Origin of the sequence: Psychroserpens sp. XS_ASV72, assembly GCF_041224425.1 — a bacterium.
GTDB lineage: Bacteria > Bacteroidota > Bacteroidia > Flavobacteriales > Flavobacteriaceae > Psychroserpens.
The window spans coordinates 1-6,053 of record NZ_JBGFGL010000021.1; the positions used below are offsets into that span (position 1 = coordinate 1).

Sequence of the window (6,053 nt, forward strand, 5' to 3'; positions counted from 1 at the left end):
CACAACAACGTGTATAGTTAATGCGTACAGTCGGTTAAGCAGAAGATTTTTTCTTACTTTTAATCCAATCAACAAAACTGAAAAACCATGACCGCTCAGCCGTCGCGCTTTTTCTCCAACGGAATTTTCGCCAGTCGCAGACTGGCTCATCCCAGCGCAAAGCGCTCGGCTGAAATTCCGCACAAACCATACACGAACAAGTTAGCAACAATATGAAAAAGGTACTGCTTGTATTAATTATATTTCATTCAATTAAAATTTCTGCTCAAGAAAAAAACTGTTCTGATTTTAAAACTGGAAAGTTTAAATACTCTGATGTTAGCTGGAGTGAAATAATCTCGGTTAGAAACGATTCAATCCAATCTGATTATTATTCTGAAAGTGATATGGAAATAGTCAGCAAGATTACATGGCTGTCTGATTGTAAATACAAAATGGAATACATCAAGGTAAGTGAAAAATGGTTTGAACATAAAATTGGTGAGGTTGAATTTATTGAAATAGTTCAAGTCAATGGCAACAAAATTTTATGTCGAAATGAATCCTACTCAATTGAAATGATAAAGATTACCGAACAATAACATACTATTGCTAACAACGTGTAAGGTCAATTGCTACAAATTTTTCCATCGGAAAAATTCTCGCATTATTTAACTATATTTAGTTCAGGAATCAATTCGTTAGCTTAGCCTCTCGCTTTTTTTCCAACGGAATTTTCGCCAGTCACAGACTGGCTCACCCAAACGCAAAGCGCTCGGCTGAAATTCCGCAACAAACCTTACACGAACACGTTAGGCAACATTATAAAAAAATAATAACAATGACAGAACATAAATATTCCATAAGTTTAGTCTCTCAAGGAGATCATAGATTTTATACTTTAACTATTCCATCGGAAATACTTGCCAAAACTTGTTTTGTGTCAACAAGGGATGATAATCCCGTTGATGGATTCCAAAGATTATTGGATGAAAAAAGGGCGCAGAGTATTGCAGATTATATAGATAATGGAATGGGTACGATACCTACGGCAATTATATTATCTGCACAGCCTGAAGCTGAATTAGAGATTATTGGTAGAGGAAAAACTGTAAAGTTCAAGGAACATCCTAAAGCATTTTTAGTATTAGATGGTCAACATAGAGTTTATGGTTTTTCTAAAGCGAACTCTTCTGTCAGAGTTCCTGTAGTGATTTATAATGGACTAAATAGAAGAGATGAATCAAGAATATTTATTGATATAAATACTCAACAAAAACCAGTACCTAATGAACTTTTGTTTGACATTAAAAATCTTGCTGAATATGAAACTGATCAAGAACAACTACTTCGTGAAATTTTTGATTTGTTTCATTCAGAAACCAAAAGTGCATTACTAGGATTGACAAGTCCGGCTAAAAAGTCCAGAAATAAAATTTCGAGAGTTACATTTAACTCTTCGTTTAAACCAATAACAAAAAACTTTGGAAATAAAGATGCTGACGAAATATTTGAAATTTGTAATTCATATATATCAGCTTTTATGAAAGGAATGAGAAGTCTTGACATAGATGGATCTATTACAAATTCAACAGTTTTTAGATCAGTAATAGCAATATTTCCACATGTTGCTCAGAGAACAAAAGACAGATATTCTAACTATAATCAAGATGCATTTTCAGAAATTTTAAGTCCATTATTTTCAAAATTGAAAGTTACTAAAATTACTAGCCCAGGAAGTAGTTACAAAGATTTAGCAAACTATTTGATTGAATGTATGAAAACTGACTTTACCTTATAATTATGTACATAGATGATGCTTTTCGTCCTTTTTGGGCAAATGGTTTAAATAACATAGTAGTAAACAATTCTAAAAATTTAAATGATTGGATAAAAGATGCAAATGATTACCAAATAAATTCACCCGTAGCATCTGATGAATTCATATTAAATGTATATGATCGTAGTTTATTTCTTAATCCCATATCACAAGATTGCAATAGATTTTCAACATCTGCACTTGAGAGTATTTTGAAAGTAGATAATCTTGAAATACTACCAAAATCAATTTGTTGGATTTTAATAAAACAATATTACTCTGCATTTTATTCAGCTCATTTGATTTTGCGCTTATTGGGTTATTCATTAACACAATTAGATGGAACAACAATAGCATCAGTACGTAATGTTGCAAACATTTATGGCAATTTAAATGGCGTTAATATTGAGAATGGTTACTACTTAATAGAATATGGAAACAGCAATAATTCTTTAAATTGTAAAAAACAAAACGTGAATCAATCTGGCGGATCTCACGTAACACTATGGAAATTATTTGGAGAGAAAATTAAAGAATTAAATCTTGAAATGCTCAATCTAAATACAACTAGTGAAGTACAAGATATTACAGTAAAATTAGATGAACTAATTTATAATTTGGACTATGTAGGTTCAAATAATCATAGTTGGTTATCTAGAATGCGTAATGACTTTAATTATAAACATAAATATGGCGTTTGGCATCCATATGGCATTCCAAAAGCCAAATTAGATTCCTTAAAAAGGAACATTAATTTATGGAGATCAGATGTTATGGATATTGATTTGAAAAATCATGTTGGAAATGAACTTGCTAGATTCAGCAATACGTGTCAATTTATAATCGGATTAGGAAATACAATATGTAAAGATATGCATTATCGTTGTTCAGAAGGCAAATCTTATTTGAATTCAGGATATTCAAAAATTATTAACGTTGCCTAACAACGTGTATAGCTAACGCGGCAGATGGTTAAGAAGAAGAATTTTTCTTACTTTTAATCCAAACAACAAACTGAAAAAGCACAGACAGCTCGCTGTCGCGCTTTTTCCCAAACGGAATTTTCGCCAGTCGCAGACCGGCTCATCCCAGCGCAAAGCGCTCGGCTGAAATTCCGCGCAATCCATACACGAACACGTTGTAGCACATTTAAGAAATCCGATGAAATCTAAATTGAATGAATATTGTCCTTGTTGTGGATACAACACATTTGATTCTAAAGACAGATTGAACTATTCAATTTGTCCAATTTGTTTTTGGGAAGATGACCCAATGGCATTTGAAGATGAAAATTTTGTTGGAGGAGCAAATAGAGTTTCATTGACCCAAGCTAGGGAAAATTACATCAAGTTTGGAGCTTGTGAAGAATCAATGATCTCCAATACTCGGAAAGTAGATATCAATGACATTCTAAATCCTGAATGGAATAATTTATGAAGTCAGAATTAAAATATATAGAATTAAAAACTGGATTTGGAGACAATGGTCCAGCTTGGATTGGAATGGCTGAATTTTCTAAAACTGGAAGAACAGTATACTTTAATGGAAAAGCACTCAAAAACTCAAATGCTCGTGGAATATCTGGAAATTATTATGATATAGAAAATGGAGACGAATATTGGATTTCTGGAGTTAAGAAAAATGGAGAGGATCGACATTGGGCAGGCGGAGGAAAAATAATGATTGACCGAAATGTAGTTGACCTTTATTTAAGTCAAGTAGAGTCTAACAAATTAGACAAGAATCAATTCGAATTAACAGATATTAAACCAACTGATAAACAGAAGTTTGCTGATTTGGAAAACAAAAAAGTGAATTAATAAACGTGCCACAACAACGTGTATAGCTAATAGTCTGTTAAAGAACCCTCGCGGAATTCTGGCGAATTCCACTCTACTCCTATTCCGTTTTTTTGCTATCTTACTAAACGAATCACACAACTAGCCATACACGAACACGTTCTATGCAATATGAAGAAAAAGCCTAAAGAAAAATTAGACCACACTTTTGAATTTTTAAAGGCATTTCTCGAAGTTCAATTCGAAAACTATATTGCTTTGCATGACTTTATGGAAACTCACATATCATCAGTTCAAAAAGAAATTGATGAAAAATATGATGAAGTTGATAAAATAGAAGATAAGTTAGAATGGAATGTTGCTATGGAACAATTGGAACTTGAGCTTGAATCAGATCTATTTAGGTTTGAACATGAATTTCCTAATAGAATTAGATACTCTGCAATAGTACAAACATATTCAATGCTTGAGGTATATTTAAAATGGTTATGCAACAATCTTCAAAGAATAAATAATCTTCCTTTTGGAATTGCTGATTTAAAAGGGAGTAATGACTTAGACAAAGGAAAACTCTACATAAAAAAGATTTACAATCTGGATTTCAATAAATTGAATCCGGAATGGAGTTTTCTAAGTAATATGAGAAAAATTAGAAATCAAATTATTCACAATAATGGAGACTTTACAGTCAAGGATAAGGAGATTATTGAAATCATCAATAAGAACGAAAATTTGGGAATAATGTGGGAAGAAATACACCCAAAACTAGAAGCAAATAAAGTTTATGAGATAAAAATAGTTTCTAAGAAACTCAACAAAGAGTTTATAGAAACTGTTTTGCTTTTCTTTGAAAAACTTGTTGCTGAAATAAAAAACAATGAAATTCATACAGCATAGAACAACGTGTATAGTTAATGCTATGTTGGTTAACTAAATGAAAATTTCCTACTTTTAAACAAACATTAAATTAATCGGAAAACTTGCAAGCCAGAGCCTTGCTGTTTTCCTCCAGCGGATTTTTCGCCACGAGTGGCTCATCCGAAGCCAAAACAGCTTCGGCCCAATCCGCGCAAACCATACACGAACACGTTACCAACAATAGCACAAAAACGAAAATCCCACTTCCACTCCATTCTGTAGTTACTGAATTGGAACGATTTCAGAAAGGTTTAATCTTTAAGCGGAATTATCCTTTTATAAATCCAAAAAGAGCAACCTAAATGCCAAATGGTCGTTTCCTCTTATCGAAACTGGCGGATTCTTGCGCTTCTCAGCCAAAATCTGGTTGGCATTCTGATTCGGTTGCGTTGGGATGCTCAGCTATCTTCTGTTCTCAATCTAAAGTTCTGGCTGTGCTACAGTAGGTAACAACGTGTAAAGCTCATTGCTTCTGCATTTTTCCAACGGAAAAATTTGAAGGCAAGAAAATGTTGCGCATTTTTATTTAACTTTAACCAAAACCAATCGCAACGAATCCTTACACAAACTCGTTAGGTGCAAGTCGAAAAACTGACATGAAAAAAACAAAAGACGGAAAATATATCGAATGGACACCTATTTTTGACATAAAAAATAGCGGATATTTTGCTGGAGTGGATAATGACGGAAATTGGTTTGCCGACACAGCCGAAGGATTAAAATCGATCGATGAAGGCGGTGGAATTGGAATTCTACCGATACTCAAAATGACAAGAGCGGATTTTGAATCATATCTGAATGAAAAAATCAAAAAATCTGATTTAAAAGCTGATAGTAAATTATCGGAATTAGCAACGAAAATAATGCAATTGAGTTTTGGAATTTCGACTTATTGGGCAGAATTAGGAATTGAGTGGCTAAATGAATCTGAAATCGACTCTGATTTGAAAAATAAGCTGAATTATTTGATTGAGAATAAATTGTACAGTCAAAAATTCAGACATAAAGCATTTACAAAAATTAAACAATACGAACGAAAAAAGACCAGCACCTAACAACGTGTATAGTTTATACTCTCAAATTTTTCCAGCGGAAAAATTCTCACTTTAATTAACTATATTTATTTCATGGAACAGTTCGCTAGCTCAGCCTTACGCTCTTTTCCAACGGAATTTTCGCCAGTCAAGCTGGCTCATCCGAAACGCAAAGCGTTCGGCTGAATTCCGTACAAACCATACACGAACACGTTAGCCATAATTTGATAAATGAACAGCTATCCAGAATTCCCTGAACAAGTTAAATCAGCATTTTTATCATTCGGAGAAAAACACGACTTTGATTTGAAAGAAATCAATTATGATTGGAGAGTCGTTTTTCAAAATAACAGTTGGAAAATCACTTTTGTTTGCGAATTTGGAGTTGTAGAAGTTACTGTAACAAATCTTTCAGATAAGACAGAAATTCCACTTTCATCATTAATGGAATTTTGGTTTTCTGATTCTGAATATTACAAAGATTACGGAAAGCACATTTATAGT

General features: G+C 33.0%; 8 protein-coding genes. All 8 read left to right on the plus strand.

Translation table 11 applies throughout. The features are described 5' to 3' along the window. Nucleotides 1-212 precede the first annotated feature (212 nt). A complete protein-coding gene (locus AB9K26_RS00070; RefSeq protein WP_369970517.1) occupies nt 213-581 on the plus strand; it encodes a hypothetical protein in 369 nt (122 codons plus the stop codon). Between the two features lie 239 nt (nt 582-820). Further along, on the plus strand, nt 821-1,780 hold the full coding sequence (locus tag AB9K26_RS00075; RefSeq protein ID WP_369970518.1) for a DGQHR domain-containing protein: 960 nt from the start codon (nt 821-823) through the stop codon (nt 1,778-1,780). Between the two features lie 2 nt (nt 1,781-1,782). Then, nucleotides 1,783-2,742: a hypothetical protein gene (locus AB9K26_RS00080; protein ID WP_369970519.1), complete on the plus strand. Its 960-nt coding sequence runs from the start codon at nt 1,783-1,785 to the stop codon at nt 2,740-2,742. 217 nt (nt 2,743-2,959) lie between these two features. After that, entirely contained in the window at nt 2,960-3,235 is a 276-nt protein-coding gene (locus AB9K26_RS00085; protein ID WP_369970520.1) for a CPCC family cysteine-rich protein, read from the plus strand. Continuing rightward, nucleotides 3,232-3,618, plus strand: a complete 387-nt coding sequence (locus tag AB9K26_RS00090) for a mannose-1-phosphate guanylyltransferase (protein WP_369970521.1) — start codon at nt 3,232-3,234, stop codon at nt 3,616-3,618. Before AB9K26_RS00085 ends, AB9K26_RS00090 begins: the two co-directional genes overlap by 4 nt. 150 nt (nt 3,619-3,768) lie before the next feature. Continuing rightward, a complete protein-coding gene (locus tag AB9K26_RS00095) occupies nt 3,769-4,494 on the plus strand; it encodes a hypothetical protein (RefSeq protein WP_369970522.1) in 726 nt (241 codons plus the stop codon). A gap of 617 nt (nt 4,495-5,111) precedes the next feature. Next, the gene (locus tag AB9K26_RS00100; RefSeq protein WP_369970523.1) at nt 5,112-5,570 is read left to right on the plus strand and encodes a hypothetical protein; all 459 of its coding nucleotides are present in this window, start codon (nt 5,112-5,114) and stop codon (nt 5,568-5,570) included. A 210-nt stretch (nt 5,571-5,780) separates the two neighbouring features. After that, nucleotides 5,781-6,053, plus strand: a 273-nt coding sequence (locus AB9K26_RS00105) for a hypothetical protein (RefSeq protein ID WP_369970524.1), incomplete at its 3' end; no start/stop codon positions are given.

Coding starts and splice junctions, on each gene's coding strand:
- AB9K26_RS00100 (WP_369970523.1), top strand. CDS start 5,112: ATGAAAAAAACAAAAGACGGAAAATATATCGAATGGACACCTATTTTT.
- AB9K26_RS00090 (WP_369970521.1), top strand. CDS start 3,232: ATGAAGTCAGAATTAAAATATATAGAATTAAAAACTGGATTTGGAGAC.
- AB9K26_RS00095 (WP_369970522.1), top strand. CDS start 3,769: ATGAAGAAAAAGCCTAAAGAAAAATTAGACCACACTTTTGAATTTTTA.
- AB9K26_RS00080 (WP_369970519.1), top strand. CDS start 1,783: ATGTACATAGATGATGCTTTTCGTCCTTTTTGGGCAAATGGTTTAAAT.
- AB9K26_RS00085 (WP_369970520.1), top strand. CDS start 2,960: ATGAAATCTAAATTGAATGAATATTGTCCTTGTTGTGGATACAACACA.
- AB9K26_RS00070 (WP_369970517.1), top strand. CDS start 213: ATGAAAAAGGTACTGCTTGTATTAATTATATTTCATTCAATTAAAATT.
- AB9K26_RS00075 (WP_369970518.1), top strand. CDS start 821: ATGACAGAACATAAATATTCCATAAGTTTAGTCTCTCAAGGAGATCAT.